This is a genomic window from Desulfuromonas sp. TF (assembly GCF_000472285.1).
Lineage (GTDB): Bacteria > Desulfobacterota > Desulfuromonadia > Desulfuromonadales > ATBO01 > ATBO01.
The window spans coordinates 327,666-345,841 of the sequence record NZ_KI421413.1 but is presented as its reverse complement, the minus strand read 5'-3'; the positions used below and the strand labels follow the sequence as shown (position 1 = coordinate 345,841).

Genomic DNA, 18,176 nt, shown 5'->3' with positions numbered 1-18,176 from the left:
ACCGGTCACATCTCCGATCATCACCGCCTGGCAGTTGTCGACGGTGGGGAGAAAATCGAAGAAGTCTCCTCCGAGACCGTCGGCCATGACATTCCGCACGCCGATGCAGCTCCAGTCGCAGACCGGAGGGCTCTTGGGAAGGAGCAACTGCTGCACCCTGCCGGCGAGACGGGCATCCAGACCATCAAGTTTGACCATGACCTTATCTTTCCTTCTCCTCTTTACTCAACTTCCCATGGAAAAAAGCGTATCCTCATCCCGCAGGAAAAACTTTATCTTCTTCTCCAGGCATGATAGCACTCCACCCAGCCGAGGAGCTTCTCCGGAACGTGCTGCTTCTTCCAGGCACCCGCCGCCATCTTGTTCGCCTCGGCCAGGGTCGGGTAGGCGTGGATGGTGCCGAGGATCTTGTTCAGGCCGATGCCGTGCTTCATCGCCAGGACGAACTCGGCCAGCAGGTCGCCGGCATGAGAGCCGACGATGGCCGCCCCGAGGATCTTGTCCTTGCCGGGCGGAGTGAGGACCTTGACCCAGCCGTGCTCCTCCCCTTCGGCGATGGCCCGGTCGAGTTCCGCCAGCTCGAAGCGGGTGACCTCATAATCTATAATCTTTTCTTTGGCTTCGGCCTCGCTCAGCCCCACCCGGGCCACCTCCGGATCGGTGAAGGTGCACCAGGGGATGACGCGGTAATCCGCCCGGAACTTTTTGAGCTGGCCGAACAGGGCGTTGACCACCGCGTACCACGCCTGGTGGGCGGCGGTATGGGTGAACTGGTAGGGCCCGGCCACGTCGCCGGCACAGAAGATATTAGGGAAATTGGTGCGCAGGAAGGGATCGGTCTCGACAGTTCCCCGCTTCTCGAGGCGCACGCCCAACTCCTCCAGACCGAATCCGTCGGTGTTCGCCTTGCGCCCCACGGCGACCAGGATGGCGTCGAACTCGACCTCCACCGGCGATCCGTCGTTCTCGCAGATCAGCACCTTCCGGCTCTCTTCAACCTTGACCTCCTTCGCCGCATGTCCCGTGAGCACCCGCACCCCCTCGGACTCGAGGCGCCGTCGGATGAACTCGGAGACGTCCTCGTCCTCGCGGGGCATGATCCGCGGCCCCATCTCCACCTGCGTGACCTGCGAGCCGAAGCGCGCGAAGGCCTGGGTCATCTCGCAGCCGATCGGTCCTCCGCCGAGGACCACCAGCCTTCTTGGAAGCTCCCGCACCTGCCAGAGGTTGTCCGAGGTCAGAAAATCGATCCGGTCCAGCCCCTTGATCAGCGGCACGAAAGGGGAAGCGCCGGTGGCGACGACGATGGCACGGGTGGTCAGGGCGCGCCCGTTCACCTCCACGGTCCAGGGGGAGGTGATCCTCGCTCCCCCCTGCAGGCAGTCCACGCCGAGGGAGGTGTAGCGCTCCGCCGAGTCGTGGGGCTCGACCTTGTCGATCACCCGGTGCACCCGGTCCATCACCTCTGCGAATTTAAAGTCGACATTCGCCTGGCCGATTCCGAACTCGCCCGCCCGGCGGAAATAGGAGAGCATTCGTGCTGAGCGGATCAGCGCCTTGCTCGGCACGCAGCCTGTATTCAGGCAGTCGCCCCCCATCTTGTGCTTTTCGATCAATGCCACCTTCGCCTTGACCGCGGCGGCGATGTACGAAGCCACCAGGCCGGCCGATCCGGCACCGATCACCACCACATTGTAGTCGAACTTTTTCGGCTTGGCGAAGTCCTTGAGGACGCGGCGCGATTTCACGAGGTCGACTCCTTTTCGGGCGATCAGGGGGAAGACGCCGAGCAGGGCGAATGAGAGAAGCAGCCCGGGGGAAAGAATTCCCGAGAGGCTCCGGATCTGCCCGAGCTGGGTGCCGGCATTGACGTAAACCGCCGTTCCCGGAAGCATCCCAAGTTGGCTGACCCAGTAGAAGGTGAGGGTGCGCAGGGGCGTTAGGCCCATGGCCAGGTTGATGACGAAAAAGGGGAAGATCGGCACAAGGCGCAGGGTGAAGAGGTAGAAGGCTCCCTCCTTTTCCACTCCCGCGTTGATCGCCCGCAGCCGCTCGCCGAAGCGCGCCTGCACCCAATCGCGCAGGAGAAAGCGGCTGATCAGAAAGGCGAGGGTGGCCCCGATCGTGGAAGCGAAGGAGACGACGATCAGGGCGGGGATAAAGCCGAACAGCGCCCCCCCCGCAAGGGTCATGATGGCGGCTCCGGGGAGCGACAGGGCGGTGACGACGACATAGATGAGAAAGTAAGCGCCGAGGGTCAGCGCCCGATGGGAGGCGTAGAACTGCTGGAAATCGTGCTGACGCGCCTTGAGGTAATCGAGAGTCAGATACTGGCCGAGGTCGAAGGCGAAAAAAGCTCCCACCAGGACCATGATCAGGCTCACCAGGACGATCTTTGCTGCTTTCCCCTTCATTGTTTTTATCCTCCCCTCAGGCGGAACTTTCCACCTTTTGATTGCATGATAGATGAGCTTACGATACAGGAACTGTCATCGTCTGGAACAGCTCATCGGTCATCCGCAAAGAAGCCCGGGGAATCGGCATACGCTTCAGGCAGGTCAATTCGCGGCATGTCCATTCTTCTTTTCGAGTTTGAGTTCCAGCAGGGTGCGCAGGGAGTCGAGGCAGCGGCTCAGAGGCTCCTCTTCCTTGCGCAGGCGCGCCAGCATGATTCCGCCTTCCACGGAAGAGACCGCGAATTGGGCGAGGACGTCCGCCGGCAGGTCGCTCCGGATCTCCCCTGCATATTGGGCATCGGCGATCACAGACGCTATCTTTCCCGTCCACCGATCGAATACTTCGGCAACGCGGCAGGCGTAAAGGGGGTTGCAGTCGCTTGCTTCCAGGGCGGTGTTGCCGAACAGGCAGCCGCCGACAAAGCCGCTGCCGCGGTGGAACTTCAGGGCCTTCAGGAAAAAGTTATCAAGGCGCTCAGCCGGAGTGGGGCCGGTCAGGGCGGCATCGAGAAAAGCCATGAACTCTTCCTCTGCCTGCCGCAGAACCTCCAGAGCAAGGTCGTCCTTACCCGGAAAATGAAAGTAGAGGCTCCCTTTTTTCACCCCGGCGGCTTCCACCAGGTCGCTGATGCTGGTGGCGGCGAATCCCTGTCGGCGAAACAGCTCCGCCGCCGCCCGGGTGATTTTCTCTTTTGTCTTTTCCCCCTTTGCGGGCATGACCTTTTCTCCTTTCTTTGAGAAAACCAACCGTATGGTTTATATTCTCAGGATAGAAATGATTGTCAAGGCACAAAACGACCCTTCAGGCCAAACAGGGGGAGGTATTTGCCTCCCCCTGACACTGTTTTTTTCATCTTCCCTGATCGTTTGTGAACAGGAAGTCGCCACCCTGCGCCGCGCTGTGGCAGCCGATGCACATCTGCGCCTTCCCTTCGGCCTCGATCTTCCCGTCGGGTGCGTATTTGAGCCAGAAATAGTCGCCGGCCTGAGTGTTGAAACCGGCTTTTTTGTACATCACGGTGACCGCCGCCAGTTTTTTGTCCGGCATGTAGTTCTCCTTGACGATGATCGAACCAACCGGCAAGGGAGCCTTCTTTTCCAAGGCTTGAAGGGCTGGCTCATTGACATAAGTGGTCAGAAGCGCGCCGTGGGGTTCCGTTCCCTTGTAAAGCTTGTCTTTGCCGGGCCCGAGAGCCCATTGCCCGTAAGGGCTGGTCTGGGTGATGTACTGATGAACCGCCTTTCCCTCGGCAGCGGGCAGATCCTTGTCGTGGGACATCGCCTGAAGAAGTCCGGGGGCCGCAATGAGCATCCCAAGCGCCAATACAAAGCCGATCACCTTTTGCATCTGGTTTCTCCTTTCGCCGAGGGGAAAATGGTTTTTTCATCTATTATCATGGTATGACATGGAGTCAATTAGCCCGGGACCCGCAGGCATTTCTTTACCAGCCGGAAAATACCCCGCCAGCCCAACCAGGAGACCGACGCCGAAGTTAATCGCCTTGATGCGCAAAAAAAATCCAGGCGCGAATCGGTCAACAGGGGGAGCATGCCGTGGCCGTCCTGGACTTTTATCACATGTTGCCGCAGTCATCCGGCTCAAGCCTCGCAACGGCGGACGTGCTTCGGTCTTGGCAAAGAGAGGGAGTATTCCAGCAGTCTGACCTTCGGGCGCAAACATGATCAAAAAAGTAAATTGAAAATCCCTAATTGGGTGTTAGTAATCTCATTGAACGGTCCAGTCCCGAAGAAAAAAGAGGGATGAGGGACCTCAAGGAAAATGAAGGTATGCGTTTCTTCCTATGGACCGACTCAGGGATAAATAAAGGAGGTCATCATGCTACAGCGTACAGTTCTGAGTTTGATGGTGGCAGGAGTTCTGTTTGCCGGAGTTGGCCAGGCTGTTGCGGCAGACCCGCAGCCCACCCAGGAACGCGCTCAGGTCACGGCACAAGAGCAGATCTACGGCAGCCAACTCATGACCCCTGAAGAAAGGACTGATTTCAGCGCCCGGATGCGTGCGGCGACAACTGAGGAGGAGCGCGAGAGAATTCGCCGGGAACACCATGAACAGATGAAAGAACGGGCGAAACAGCAAGGGATCACTCTGCCGGAGGAACCGCCCGAGCGCGGAATGGGGCGCGGCATGGGACCAGGGGGAGGCATGGGCGGTGACGGAATGGGTGGAGGCCTCCGCTAGATCGAACCAATCTCAACCCCGTTGTCAAAGAAGGGGCGATCCCTGCGAGAGACTGCACCTGCCTATCTGATCACTCGGGCCGTCCGGCGGGCGGCCCTTTTTCTGTGGCAGCCAAGAGCGTAGTGGCTGGCCGACTGTTCGGGCTTTGTGGTGCTCGGATGAGAGCCCTATGCGACGGCAGTATCCGGGCGCAAGGAATGTGATGTGCCCGATTGCAATCAGAATGGAATCGCAAACGTAACAAAAGCGTCCTGTTCGCTCGGATTGCTGTCATGCGTGCCCCCGTTTGATAGATGACCGAGCTGAACTCCCAGCCGCGAGAGATTGTCGAACTGGTAGGCCAGGGTGAGTGTCGCCCGGAACTGGAAAATGCCGCCGAGATCGATGCCTTCTCCTTCCTCGTACCCGCCGCCAGCGGCCATGGGAGTGATCACCAGATTTTTGTAGGAGATGTCGGCATAGATTCCGGCATAGCCGAAATAGCCGCCGTCGGTGTTGGCCAGCAAGCCTATGGCCGGACCGACGAAGAAAAGTTTTCTACCGAACCGAAGCTCGACTCGGGCGGCGCCGACCGGTTCCTCATCGATATCGAAGGCTCCCAGTCCGAAAGCCAGATAGTGCGGGCTGTCGCCGTGGACCTGCCAGTTTCCCAGCCGATGGTAGGTTGACGGTGTCTCGACCGCGGCCGCCTGCAATGCCGGAATGAGAGCCAAAGCAAGGACAAAAATCATGCAGCGCGTTTTCATGGTTATGTCTCCCAAAAGGATTTCAGGCAGGAAGGCATTCACCCTCGCCAGGTTCTATCAGCTTTCGGCCCAGACTCCTTTTCAGGCATGTGGCCTTGCCTTGGGTCCCACAACCGTTTGAGCAGTATTCCTCATACTGCCGGTTTCTCCGATAGAACCTGCCGGCAGATGGGGCAAGGCACTGAGGATGGAAACCGCGAGGGTTGAAGCATACGGAATTCCCTGAATCAACAGCATAATGCACCAGACGAGCAGATCCAGCGACTCAACGCCGATTCGGGCAATGATGGCGCCGGACGCCAGACAAAGACCGATAAGTAACAGGGTTTCTTCCCGGGCCGCCTGAAGAGCTTTGACAAGCGCCTGTTTGCTGGCCTGTTTGGGAGTGCGGAAGAAAGGCAGGCCGGTTTTGAAAAGCCCGGTCAGTACGGCGATACCGATAGTATGGGACAGGGACAGGCCTGCAAAGGCTGCGGCCAGAATCTGAATACCTTTGGCGCCAACGCGGGTCTCGTACAGGTAGATGAGTTTAACTACCTTGAATAAGAATAGAACCAGCGGCAAAACGGCGAATATAAGCAATGGCGGCGCCACCTTGGTGGGCGCCAGCACCATCGCGGCCGACCAGGACAAGGCTGCCAGGTTAAAAATCACGTTGATGCCATCGGCAAGCCACGGCAGCCAACCGGCCAAAAAGTGATACCGCTGGCCAATAGTCAGATCGCCCTGGGTGTCGAACAGCAGTGTCCGGCTATGCCTGCGCATGATTTGCACTGAGCCGTAGGCCCAACGAAAACGCTGCTTTTTGTAGTCGATGAAGGTATCGGGCATCAGGCCGCGGCCATAGCTTTGAGGAATATAGGAAGCCTTCAGCCCCGCCTCAAAAATCCGCAGGCCCAGTTCCGCATCCTCGGTAATGCACCACTCCGCCCAGCCATTCACCTGCTCCAGCGCCGTGCGCCGCACCATGGTCATGGTGCCATGCTGGATAATGGCGTTTCGTTCGTTACGGACGATCATGCCAATGTAGAAAAACCCTCGGTATTCCGCATAGGCCATCGCTTTGAAGGCGTTTTCCTGACTATCGCGATAATCCTGCGGCGCTTGCACGATGGCTATCTCTGGATTCAAGAATTGCGGACACAGGTCACGCAGCCAACGTGGATGGACCTTGTAGTCGCTGTCAATAACTGCCACGATCTCGGCCTCAGCCGCAGTCTTCTGTATGGCAAAATTAAGGGCGCCCGCCTTGTATCCGGGCAGGGGGGATTTGTGGAAAAATCGGAACCGGGAACCTAGTCTGGCGCAATGGGCTTCGACGGGTTTCCATACAGAAGGGTCCTTAGTGTTGTTGTCAATCACCAGAACTTCATAGCGGGGATAATCGAGAGCCGCCAAGGCATCGAGGGTCTCAATCATCATATCAGGCGGTTCGTTATAAGCCGGCACATGGATGGAAACCATGGGCAGCATTTCGTCAGCAACCTCTTGCGGCATGAACTGGCGGCGATGTTCACGCAGCCACAGGGCTTCGGCCCATTCATGAGCCTCGGCCAGCAACACGATGATGACGCCGATCATGCCCAGAATCAACAGTACGCCTACCATGATATTGGCAAGAGTCAGGTATTGGTTTGAGTAATCGTAGACGATCCAAACCACTGCAGTAGCGGCCACGTAGGCGATCACGGCGAGAAAGCTGCGCCCGCGTTTACGAAGACGCCGGCTGTCGATAAGCAGCAGAGCAAAGGTGATCAATGCCGCGATTACGGAGATGGCCGCAAGCATTGGCCACTCGGGGACCTTGACAATGGGATCTTCAAAGGTGAATTTGGGCTGTCGCCGGGTATCGTACACACCCCAGTAGGCCCCTACCGAACCTTCCGTTTTCCGCTTCCATGGCTGGTCAAAGGCCTCCATCACGTAATAGATGTAGCCTTCCTCAGCGGCACGCGCCAGGAACCGGCGCAAAAAGGTCGCCTGATTGGACTCCGAAGCCACGGCCTCCTTTATGGTCCGTCCGTTGCTCGGCCAGCCAACCTCGGTGATCACAATGCGTTTGTCGGGGAAATGGCCCTTGAGTTCGTCCATGCGCTCGACCACATAATCGACTGCCCTCTCGACTGAGAGGCCCTCCCAGTAGGGCAGCATGTGCACGGCGATATAGTCCACATGATCGACGAGTTCCGGGTGGTCGATCCAAACATGCCAGGGCTCCGCCGTACTCACGGGGATATCGGTCGCCGAGCGTACACGCTCCAGATGATCGGCCAGTTCCGCCACGGATAGATTGCCGCGCAGCAGTACCTCGTTACCGACAATGATGCGCACCACATTACGCGCTCCGGAGACGACCTCCAACAAGCTGGAGATTTCCTGCGCGTTCCTGTCCCGATCCTCATCGAGCCAGGCGCCTAGGGCAACATTGATCCGATGTGTGCGGGCCAGCGGGGGGATATCCCCAAGGATGCCGTCTACACTGTACGTACGCACCGCGTGGGTATGACCGGAAAGCAGCGCCAGATCCGCATCGATCTGTTCCCGACTGGGATAGATGCGGGAGATAGCCGACTGTCCGGCGTGATAGGGGGCAAAGGAGAAGCCCTGAATCGTCGATGGCCATGGCGGTTCCGCTTCGGGGCGATTGATCAGGGCCCAAAATACGATGGTTATTACGGCAACAGTGATAGCAATGATAAAACTGTCTTTGCGCATTGCGCATACCTCGCGTCTATACATTCTCCCAACGGGTGTAGGGCGGCACCGATTGGTCTTCTTGATTCAATGTCTGAAAGCGCCGTAACATTGTTGCGACCATCGCGCATTTTAGCCGATTTACAGGAAATTAGATAGAGGATCGCATGGTTTCAGTTTTTGTTCGCGTCAGTCTCGGAGCGTCTGCCGCCGGCGCACCGGCCTTGTCATGCATGATCATGCTCTCCGTCAGTTAGATCGCTTAGCGCCGCCAGCTACCTTCCACCTGCCCCAAATTAATTCCAGTTTAGTCATGTTTTCCGCCTTTGCTAAAACGTCTAAGATTGTTATAGTTTACCTGATCGATACCGCTCGTGATTTCTCAAAAAAAAGGAGAGGGGGGATGACTTTCTGGCAAGAAACCTGCCTATGTCTGATTAAACCCATCATCTTTGTTAGCATTCTGCTCCGGCGGGAGTAAGATTTCTCCTCCTGCTGAGTACGCCTGGAAAGGAACGTCTTGGTGAACTCCCCCCTGCGGATTCTCGTCATCGAAGACCAACAGATTGATGCCGAGCTCATGGCAGCCGAGTTGAAAGCCGGCGGATTGGTTTTCGACTGGCGGCGGGTTGACACCGAAGAGGAGTTCATCGAGGATCTCTCGTCGCCGCCCGATCTGATTCTTGCCGATTATCATCTTCCCGGGTATAGCGCCCTGGAAGCTCTCGCCCACCTGCGCAAGCAAGACCTCGACATCCCCTTCATTATCATTTCAGGAATGATCGACGAAGAACTGGCCCTGGAGACCATCGCTCTCGGTGCCACAGACTACCTGTTCAAGGACAACCTGGAGCGGCTCAGGTTTGCCGTCGAAAGGGCGATGGCGGAGAAGGAGCTTCGTGAACGTCACCGGACCCTGCAACGGCATTTCCGCGAGGAGATGGAAAAGTACCGTGAGTTCGTCGAGGGTACCGAGGATCTGGTGGTCCAGATCGACACCGAAGGCCGTTACCTCTTCGTCAACCGAATGGCGGAAAAATATTTCGGGCTGCTCCCCGATCAATGCCTTGGCCTCTCCGCTTTCGGATTCGTGCATCCGGAGGACCGGGAAGCAACCCGCAGGGCCTTCGCCGAATGGGTAGACCGCCGATTGCGGCACGTCAGCTACAGCAACCGGATCCTCAGTCGGAAAGGCGACGTCTACTATCTCTCCTGGACCATTAATCTCCATTACGACGAGGAAGGCAGGTTGCTTCACCTCAAGGCCATCGCTCAGGACAATACCGAAAAAGAGCATCTCCAGGGACGGCTGCAGGAGGCGCTGCACACCTACGAGTCGATTGTCGAAGCGTCGCCGGCGGCGATTTTTGCCGTCTCTGCCGACGGCACGATCATGGCCTGGAACCGCTCGGCCGAGCGGGTCTTCGGCTGGGCCACGGAAGAAGTCATCGGTCATCCCAATCCGATCGTCCCGCCGGAGAACCTGAAAGAATTTCAAGAAATCATTCGCCAGACGATTGCCGGTCAGAGCGTATTCCAGAAGGAGGTGGTGCGCAGGACCAGGGACGGGAAAAATATCGACATCAGCATCTCCACGGCGCCCTTGCGAGACGAGAACGAACAGGTTCGAGGCATCATGGCGGTGGTTTTCGACATCACCGAGCGCAAACGAGCCGGGGAGATGCTGCAAAGGTTGACCGCGCTCATCGAAGCGACTACGGATTTCGTCGGGGTTGCCGATGCCGAGGGGCGGATCGAATACATCAATCCCGCCGGGCGTCGGTTGATCGGTTTGCCGGACGAGGGCGAACTGGTGGGGCTGCGGTTTTCCGATTTTCATCCGGCCTGGGCGATGGAACTTCTCGCCCGCAAGGTGCTTTCCTCAGCTGTTAAAAAGGGGACCTGGCGCGGCGAAACAGCCCTGCTGACTGCTTCCGGAGAGGAAGTTCCGGTCTCTCAAGTCGTCATCGCCCACCGCCGGGCCGATGGAAAGCTCAGTCACCTTTCAACCATCATTCGCGATATCAGCGAACAGAAACGATCGGAAGTCGAGCTGCTCAGGTTGAACCGGACTCTTCGGATGATCAGCCGCTGCAACGAGATTCTGGTGAGGGCTCAGTCGGAGCGGGAACTGGTCGAGAGGATCCTGCGCATCCTCGTGGAATCGGGCTATCCCATGGCTCTCGTCTGGCTGTTTGGACTGGATGAAGAGGATTTTTCCCCTGCTATTCAACCGGGCTTGGCTCGGGAATTCTTCGACCGGATGGAGAAGGGCGGTTGCCGGTTTGTCTCGCACATCGAGCGCATCTGCAAGGAGAGAATCAGCCGCGAGATCTCGCTGGAAGATGAACTTTTAGCGTGCGGCCAATGCACCCACTGTCGCCATCTCAGCAAAACCCTGAAACTTCGCAGCGCCTTTGTCCTTTGCCTGGGAACAAAGAACGTTCAACTCGGCTGTCTGATCATTTTTTCCAGTGAGGAATGCTTTTTCATCGAAGAAGTCCAACTGCTCAAGGAACTGGCGAATGATCTTGGCTTCGGTGTTGGTTCCTTGCGCACCGAGATCGCTCACCAGCAGGCGCAGGAAATTCTGCGGTTGCGCAACCGGGCCATCGAGGCAAGCATCAACGGCATTATGATCAGCGAAGCGAACCCCCCCGAGATGCCGATCACCTATGCAAACCCGGCAGTCGAAAAGATCACGGGCTATTCCATCGAGGAGGTACTCGGCTGCAATCCGCACCTGTTCGTCGGAAGCGATCATCGCCAGCCCGGATTGATCGAGATCCGAGCGGCTCTGGAGGAGGGGCACGCCGCCAAGGCGCTGGTGCGCAACTATCGAAAGGATGGGCGGCTCTTCTGGAACGAGTTTTCTGTGGCCCCGGTCCGCGATCCCTCCGGCGAGTTGACCCATTTCGTCAGCATCATCAACGATGTTACCGAGCGCAAAAACTACGAGGAAGAGCTCGAGCGCCGCTCCAATTTTGATCATCTGACCGGACTGGCCAACCGAAACCTGCTCTCCGACCGCATCCGCCAGGGGATTGCCCACGCCCGGCGCACGGGCAAGAAGATGGCGATCCTGCTGCTCGACCTCGACCGCTTTCAGATCATCAATGACAGCCTTGGGCATAGCATCGGCAACGAATTGTTGAAAAGGGTGGCCGAGAGACTCGAAACAGAGGTGCGTTCCCAGGATACTCTGGCCCGGATCGGCGGCGATGAATTCGTCATTCTGCTGCAGGAGATCGAAACGATGAGGGGCGCGGTCACCGCCTTGGAAAAGTTCCGGGCTGTTCTCGCCCGGCCGTTTGTCATCGGTTCGCGACATCTGCGCGTCACCGCCAGCATCGGTTTCACTTTCTTCCCCGACGACGGCCAGGATGCAGAAATCCTTCTCCGCAACGCCGATCTGGCCATGTACCATGCCAAGTCAGCCGGGAGGGATACGTTCCAGGTTTTTGCGCCGGAGATGGACGTCCGGATCATCGAAACCATGGATCTGGAAGCCGACCTGCGTCAGGCCCTGGAACTTGGGGAGTTTATTCTGCACTTTCAACCGAAGATCGATGTGGTGAGCGGGGAGATTGTCGGCAGCGAGGCCCTGGTGCGCTGGCAGCATCCGCGCCGCGGCATGGTGTCTCCGGGCGCCTTTATCCCGGTGGCCGAAGAGACGGGGCTGATCGGGCCGATTGGAGAGTGGGTACTGCGCGAGGCCTGCCGCCGCAACAAGAGCTTCCAGGATGAAGGACTGTCTCCGATCACGGTGGCCGTCAACATCTCGGCGCGGCAGTTTCGCAATGAAGGTTTCGCCGACATGATAGCGGAAGTCCTTCATGAAACCGGCCTTGAACCGCGCTGGCTCGACCTCGAACTCACCGAAAGCATGATCATGGATCATCCCGAAGGGGCGGCGGCGATGATGAGTCGGCTCAAGGAAACCGGCATCTCACTTAGTCTGGATGATTTCGGTACCGGTTACTCCAGTCTCAACTATCTCCGTCGTTTTCCGGTCGATACGTTGAAGATCGACAGCTCTTTCATCGCCGACGTGGAGAGCGATACCGGCAGCGCATCGGTGGCCAACAGCATCATCGACATCGCGCACAATCTGGGTATAGAAGCGGTGGCCGAAGGTGTGGAAACGGAAGAGCAGCTCGACTTTCTGCGCCGCTGCGGTTGCGACAAATTCCAGGGATTTCTTTTCAGCAGACCGGTCCCCGCCGAACAGTTCGCCGAGTTGCTGCGTGAGGGTCGGTCGAAGATCGGCTGAAACGAAAAACAGCTTGGACACTTCAGGGGACCTATGGGATTGCCTCAGGGTATCTGCTCTTCGCAGGGGATCTTGACCTGGCAGAGGCCGCACCCTGTCGCTGTCACGCCGTACTGCTCCCCGACCGTTCGGGGAACGGTGCCGTAGACGTAGTTGCGGCAGATCTCTTTGTCATGTCCGGCATCGGACAGAGCTCCTACCGGACAACGATTGATGCAGACGCCGCAGCCGCCGTCCCGGAAGCGCAGGCAGTTCCAGCGGTAATGAGCCGCGGTCACCGGCGTCGGCGAAAGCTTCAGATCGGTGATGACGCTCCCCAGGCGATGGGCGATCCCCTTAGGGGTGATCAGGGCGTCATTGAGGCTGAAGGTCCCCAGTCCGGCCGCATAGGCGGCGTGGCGCTCGGACCAGGAGGAGGTCGGACCATCGGGAGCGTCGACGGGCTTCCACCGTTCGGAGAGCTGAGGAGCGACGGCTCGGGATCCTCTCTGCTGGAGATAGTCGACCACATGGCGCCGTAGACTGCAGTTGAGCACTTCGCCGAAATGGCGGGTGCGGGCCCAGGCCCGCGAGGGCCAGAGGTCTTCGACGCGATTGCTTTTTCGGGTGACCGCCGTCAATGGCAGCACCCAGGAAATGACGGTACCCTGCGCCGCCGAGGACGCTCCGGCCGGCTCCGAAAGAAACTCGCCTGGCGTGAGGTGAAAGTCGCCGATGATCTTCTTGTATTCGATGAACAGGGGATCGTCCGCCGCGGCGAATCCTACCAGGGGTTCCTCGAAATAGGGAGTGGCCCCGTCTTCCTGAAGGTTCTCCGGCGAGGTCATGACAAAACGGACGATTTCCTCGCGGATTGCTTTTTCCATGGGTGAAACTCCTTTGTTGAACAGATTAATAACCAGAATCCAAGTTTAACGGAAAGTAGCCAAATCATACAACCTTCCCTCGCCCGTTCACTTCGCTCACCAGAACACGCAGAGATCGTAGAGAGTATCTCACAGATTAAATCTCCCGGTCCAGAGCATCCCGAACCAACCCCACTACGGCCTTTTTTCAATCTGAGAAGTTTGATATAGTGCTTAGCTATGGGCTGAGGGCTTCTTCGACAGCCGACGGGGGTTGCGATGACATCCGACAGCAGGGAAAAAAATTCTGCGTTCCGAAAAGAAGATTCTCAGGCAGAGGTGCGCCGGTTGCAAGAGAAGGTGTGGAATCTGGAAAAGGAGTTGGCCGCCGCCCGACTCGCCGTGCCCGGCTGCAACGGCAACGCCGCCACGGATAATTTCAGGGAAGTGGAGGAGCGCCTGCATCTGGCCATGGAATCGGCACGGATCGGCACCTGGGATTACGACCTGATCAGCGGAGAGGTTATCTGGGACCGGCGCTCCCGGGAAATTTTCGGAATCCCGGCGGATGTTTTCGTTACCTATCCGCTGGTGTTTTCCTGTATTCATCCGCAGGATCGGGCAGAGGTTGAAAAAGCAATCAAGGAGGCCCTCGACCCCGCCTCGGGAGGACGCTACGAAAGGGAATTTAGAGTTCTCTGGCCGGACGGCTCCATTCACTGGGTTTTATGCAAGGGCACGGTCTTCTACTCCGGGAGAGGGGAAGATCGACAGCCCGTGCGCTTTATAGGCATCAACCAGGACCTGACGGCGCACCGGATGGCCGAAAAAAGCCTGGGAGAGGTAGCCGATGCCTACCGCTTGGCACTGGAAGCGGCCGAACTGGGCACCTGGGATTTTGACCTGAAGGCCAATGTTTACAGCGGCGATGAACGCTGCCGTCGTCTTTTAGGGATCACGAAGGCGGAGTCGCTCAGTGCCGTGAAGGTCCTGGAGGTCATTCATCCCGAAGACCGCAAGAGGGTCCGCAGGGCGGCCCAGTCGGCAATGAAACCTTCTTCCGACGGTCGTTACAAGACGGAATACCGCACCGTCTGGCCGGATGGCGCGGTGCACTGGGTTTACGCCCGGGGACAGGCGTTCTTTGCCGGGGATGGGGCGAGCCGGCACGCTGTGCGCTTTACGGGCACGGTCATGGATATCACCGAACGAAAGCGCGCCGAGAAGGCCCTGCGCAGGGCCAAGGAGGCCGCCGAAGCTGCAAACTGCGCCAAGAACGAATTCATCGCCAATATGAGCCATGAACTGCGCACCCCGATGACGGTCATCATGGGTGCCGTGCAGCACCTGCTTCTATCGGCTCCCGGCCCCGGTCCCCGCGAGTTCCTGGAGATGGCGGATCGTTCTTCGCACCGCCTTCTTGCGATCATCGAAGACTTGCTGGATATCTCCAGAATCGAGGCGAAAAAGCTCAAAATCGAGGAGAATTCTTTCGATCTGCGGCGATGTCTTCGCCAAGCGACGGAGATCTTCACCCGCCAGGCTATGGAAAAAGGCGTTCGGCTGACCTGTGATGTTGCCCCTGAAACTCCCCCGCAGATCATCGGAGATGCCCAGCGTATAGAACAGATTCTGGTGAACATGGTCGGAAACGCAGTGAAATTTACTGAACGGGGGGAAATAGAGGTGAGGGTCGATATGGGCAAAGAAGGGCTGACCATCTCTGTGCGCGACACCGGCATCGGCATCCCCGCGGAAAAAATGAACCTGATCTTCGAACCTTTTACTCAGGTGGACAGCTCCCGCACACGCCGTTTTGGCGGGACCGGTCTGGGGCTGGCCATCTGCCGGGAATTGGTGGCGCTTATGGGTGGAGCTATTCGGGCTGCGAGCACGGAAGGGAGGGGGAGCACCTTCTCCTTCACTCTCCCCCTGAAACCGGCGCCTGTGGAGCCTCATCGGGCGCCACCGTCGGAAGCGGTTCATCGGCCGCTGCGGGTTCTTCTGGCAGAAGACGACGCCATGGTTAGAGACCTGGTGAAGCTGATGCTGGATCGTCTTGCTGTGGACGTAGCCATTGCCGAAAACGGCCGGCAGGCGGTGGACTGCTGGCGAGCGGGCGGAGTCGATCTCATCCTCATGGATATGCAGATGCCTGAAATGGATGGAATCGAGGCAACCAGGCGGATTCGAGAGCTGGAAGGGGCGCAGGAATCAAAGACGTGCATTATCGCCCTGACTGCCCACGCCCGCAGAGAAGACCGGGAAGAGTGCATGGCAGCCGGCATGGACGGTTTCATGACCAAACCCATTCGCATGGCGGAACTGCGTTCCCTCATTGAAAACTGCCCCTGCGGCCTGATGTCCAAACTTACCTGAAAATCCCGAATTCTTGAAGAAATCAAACAAGACGAAATTTGCTTTGCCCTCCTCTGGGTTTTTGCGAAGGCATTAATTTTGCGAAGGCATTAAACATGACGCCACATTTCTACGCCGCTGACTGGATCGTATTGATTCTCTATTTTGCAGGAACCATGGGTATCGGTTTCTATTTCTACCGAAAGACCCGGTCGTCGGAAGGCTTCACCGCCGGCAACCGATCTCTGCCGGGATGGGTTTGCGGTCTCTCGATCTTCGCCACCTACTTGAGCAGCATCAGTTACCTGGCACTCCCGGGAGCATCCTTCGCGGGCAACTGGAATCCCTTCGTCTTTTCCCTCTCCATTCCGGTTGTGGCGGTGTTCGCGGTCAAATACTTTCTGCCTTACTACCGAAGGAGCGGAGAAATTTCGGCCTACGCCCTGCTGGAACGTCGCTTCGGCGTCTGGGCGCGCATCTATGCAAGCATCTTCTATCTTCTTACCCAGGTTGCCCGCATCGCCGTGGTCCTTTACCTGATGGCGCTGCCGATGCAGGTCATTTTCGGGTGGAACATCTATACGATTCTGATCGTAACCGGGGTGTGCGTCACCGTTTACGCCTTCGTCGGCGGGATCGTCGCAGTCATCTGGGCCGACGCCATCCAGGCGATTGTTTTGATGACCGGTGCGGTGGTGTGCCTGGTCGTGATGCTTCTTCAACTGCCGGGCGGCGCCGGCGATCTCTTTTCCGTGGCCGCCGAATATGACAAGTTTTCCCTGGGAAGCTTTGGTTTGTCGATGACGGAAGCCACTTTCTGGGTCGTGCTGGTCTACGGCCTGACCATCAACCTGCAGAACTTCGGCATCGATCAAAGCTACATACAGCGCTATATCTCCTCCGGTTCGGACAAGGAGGCCAGGAGCGCGCTCTGGCTGGGTGCGCTGCTCTATGTGCCGGTCAGCGCGCTTTTCTTCTTTATCGGGACGACGCTGTTCGTGTATTACGACGCCCGTCCGGGAATGGGGAAGGAGGCGCATATTGCCGCCGAGGAGTCCTCGTCGATGTCGGGGAACTTGAGTGATCTGGAACAGGTGAAAGGTATCGTGGCCCGTCAGAAGCTGCTGCAGCAGGGAGCATCTCCGGGAGATCCAGATTTTTCTCGATTGCAGGAGGCGACGGCGCGGGGGTTGGCGTTGACCGACATCGGCGACCGGGTCTTTCCCCACTTTATCGCGGCTCACCTGCCGCCGGGGTTGACGGGGCTGCTGATCGCCGCGGTCTTCGCTGCCGCCATGAGTACCGTCTCAACCAGCCTCAACTCTTCTGCGACGCTGATCATGAGCGACTACTACCGCCGGTTCGTCAATCGGCAGGCCACAGAAAAACAATCGATGCTGGTGCTTTATGCCGGCACCATCGTCTGGGGGGTTCTTGGAACCGGTCTGGCCCTGCTCCTGGTCAGATTAACCCAGGGCGCTCTCAACATCTGGTGGACCCTCTCCGGTATTTTCGGCGGGGGAATGACGGGACTCTTCCTTCTCGGCATGGTCAGCAAAAGGGCAAACAATCCGGCCGCCATCAGCGGCGTTATGATCGGCGTCGCCCTGATCCTCTGGCTCTCTCTTCCGAAGCTGGTTCCGGGCTGGGAGAGCCTGGTTCACGCTTACCTTATCCCCGTCATCGGCACGCTGGCCATCCTCCTCATCGGCATGGCCGCCAGTGCCGCCATGAAAAAACCTCCAGTTCGGGAGGAGGATGCAAACGCGTGAGTCGGGCGTGGACGGACTATGCCGGCCGGACCGACTCCGTCCTCAGCTGTTGTCTCGCCTTTCAAGCTTCCCGGAGAAAAATCTTAAGCCATTCCGGCCAATGACGGGAATTTCTCCATCGCCTCCATGCAGGCCTCCTCGCACTGGCGGCAGGCCTCGGCGCGTCTCCTGTGTGGGAAAAAATAATCAAACAGGTCCAGAATTATGAAAATGAGAAAAAATGACCAAATACCGCCTAATTCTAATATTATTTCGATGAATTTCTTTTTGCATTTTATTGTTTTTGGGAGAGAATAGAACGGTGTTAGAAACCTGAATGGGAGGTGCCGTATGTCTATTCCAAAGTTTCTCTCCGGTTCTATTCTTTTTTTCCCGGCTCTGTTCCTTCTCTCTACCCTGAGCGTAGGAGCCGAGGAGAAGGAGCAAACAGCGACCCCGACATTCATCAGAGGGGGAAAGGTTATCTCCACCGACACGGCAAAGAGTTTTTTCAGCAACAAGGAGGCTGAATTCTACGACGTGCGTTCCATGGACGATTTCGGGGAGGCGCATATCCGTGGAGCCAGAGCTCTTCCGTACCAGGAAAACAGTGAGTGCGACCCGGATTTCAACTCTTCCGCCGATCAGTTCGACCTGGCGCAACTCCCGCCAAATAAGGGGCAAACCGTGATCTTCTACTGCAACGGACCGACTGGATGGAAGTCGTACAAGGCGGCCGTACTCGCGATTAGAACGGGGTACCGGGATGTCATGTGGCTCCGCGAAGGCTTCAGCGGCTGGCAGTCCGCCCGGTTTCCAGTCGAATAAGGAATTTCTGCTCTGAGGTGCAAAG

General features: G+C 57.8%; 11 protein-coding genes and 1 pseudogene. 5 read left to right on the top strand and 7 right to left on the bottom strand.

The features are described 5' to 3' along the window. The 4 genes and pseudogenes from DTF_RS27040 to DTF_RS0104165 all read right to left on the bottom strand — a co-directional run. Nucleotides 1–198, bottom strand: a pseudogene (locus DTF_RS27040) (serine/threonine-protein phosphatase); the annotation flags it as partial. A 74-nt stretch (nucleotides 199–272) separates the two neighbouring features. Then, nucleotides 273–2,414, bottom strand: coding sequence for a dihydrolipoyl dehydrogenase (gene lpdA, locus DTF_RS0104175; RefSeq protein ID WP_027714298.1), 2,142 nt, complete (start codon nucleotides 2,412–2,414; stop codon nucleotides 273–275). A gap of 144 nt (nucleotides 2,415–2,558) precedes the next feature. Continuing rightward, on the bottom strand, nucleotides 2,559–3,173 hold the full coding sequence (locus DTF_RS0104170; protein WP_027714297.1) for a TetR/AcrR family transcriptional regulator: 615 nt from the start codon (nucleotides 3,171–3,173) through the stop codon (nucleotides 2,559–2,561). 133 nt (nucleotides 3,174–3,306) lie between these two features. Beyond that, a complete protein-coding gene (locus tag DTF_RS0104165) occupies nucleotides 3,307–3,804 on the bottom strand; it encodes a cytochrome P460 family protein (RefSeq protein WP_027714296.1) in 498 nt (165 codons plus the stop codon). 489 nt (nucleotides 3,805–4,293) lie between these two features. Between DTF_RS0104165 and DTF_RS0104160 the strand changes: the two genes are divergently transcribed. Then, complete coding sequence (locus tag DTF_RS0104160) at nucleotides 4,294–4,656, top strand: hypothetical protein (protein ID WP_027714295.1); 363 nt, start codon at nucleotides 4,294–4,296, stop codon at nucleotides 4,654–4,656. 218 nt (nucleotides 4,657–4,874) lie between these two features. On the opposite strand, the gene DTF_RS0104155 is transcribed toward DTF_RS0104160, so the two are convergent. After that, nucleotides 4,875–5,402, bottom strand: a complete 528-nt coding sequence (locus DTF_RS0104155; RefSeq protein WP_027714294.1) for an acyloxyacyl hydrolase — start codon at nucleotides 5,400–5,402, stop codon at nucleotides 4,875–4,877. Nucleotides 5,403–5,483: 81 nt separating this feature from the next. Beyond that, the gene (locus tag DTF_RS21830) at nucleotides 5,484–8,117 is read right to left on the bottom strand and encodes a glycosyltransferase (RefSeq protein WP_051360874.1); all 2,634 of its coding nucleotides are present in this window, start codon (nucleotides 8,115–8,117) and stop codon (nucleotides 5,484–5,486) included. Nucleotides 8,118–8,619: 502 nt separating this feature from the next. Between DTF_RS21830 and DTF_RS25170 the strand changes: the two genes are divergently transcribed. After that, a complete protein-coding gene (locus DTF_RS25170) occupies nucleotides 8,620–12,369 on the top strand; it encodes a PAS domain S-box protein (RefSeq protein WP_051360872.1) in 3,750 nt (1,249 codons plus the stop codon). Nucleotides 12,370–12,413: 44 nt separating this feature from the next. Here the strand turns inward: DTF_RS25170 and DTF_RS0104135 are convergent, their stop codons facing one another. Continuing rightward, nucleotides 12,414–13,235 carry an epoxyqueuosine reductase gene (locus DTF_RS0104135; RefSeq protein ID WP_027714292.1) on the bottom strand — a complete coding sequence of 274 codons (822 nt, stop codon included), beginning with the start codon at nucleotides 13,233–13,235 and terminating at the stop codon, nucleotides 12,414–12,416. A 327-nt stretch (nucleotides 13,236–13,562) separates the two neighbouring features. Between DTF_RS0104135 and DTF_RS0104130 the strand changes: the two genes are divergently transcribed. The 3 genes from DTF_RS0104130 to DTF_RS0104120 all read left to right on the top strand — a co-directional run bounded on the left by DTF_RS0104130 (nucleotide 13,563) and on the right by DTF_RS0104120 (nucleotide 18,151). Continuing rightward, entirely contained in the window at nucleotides 13,563–15,593 is a 2,031-nt protein-coding gene (locus DTF_RS0104130; RefSeq protein WP_162148591.1) for a PAS domain-containing protein, read from the top strand. Nucleotides 15,594–15,688: 95 nt separating this feature from the next. After that, nucleotides 15,689–17,344 (top strand): sodium:solute symporter, encoded by a 1,656-nt coding sequence (locus DTF_RS0104125; RefSeq protein ID WP_027714290.1) that lies wholly within the window; start codon nucleotides 15,689–15,691, stop codon nucleotides 17,342–17,344. Nucleotides 17,345–17,674: 330 nt separating this feature from the next. Next, nucleotides 17,675–18,151: a rhodanese-like domain-containing protein gene (locus DTF_RS0104120; RefSeq protein WP_027714289.1), complete on the top strand. Its 477-nt coding sequence runs from the start codon at nucleotides 17,675–17,677 to the stop codon at nucleotides 18,149–18,151. The last annotated feature ends 25 nt before the right edge of the window (nucleotides 18,152–18,176 follow it).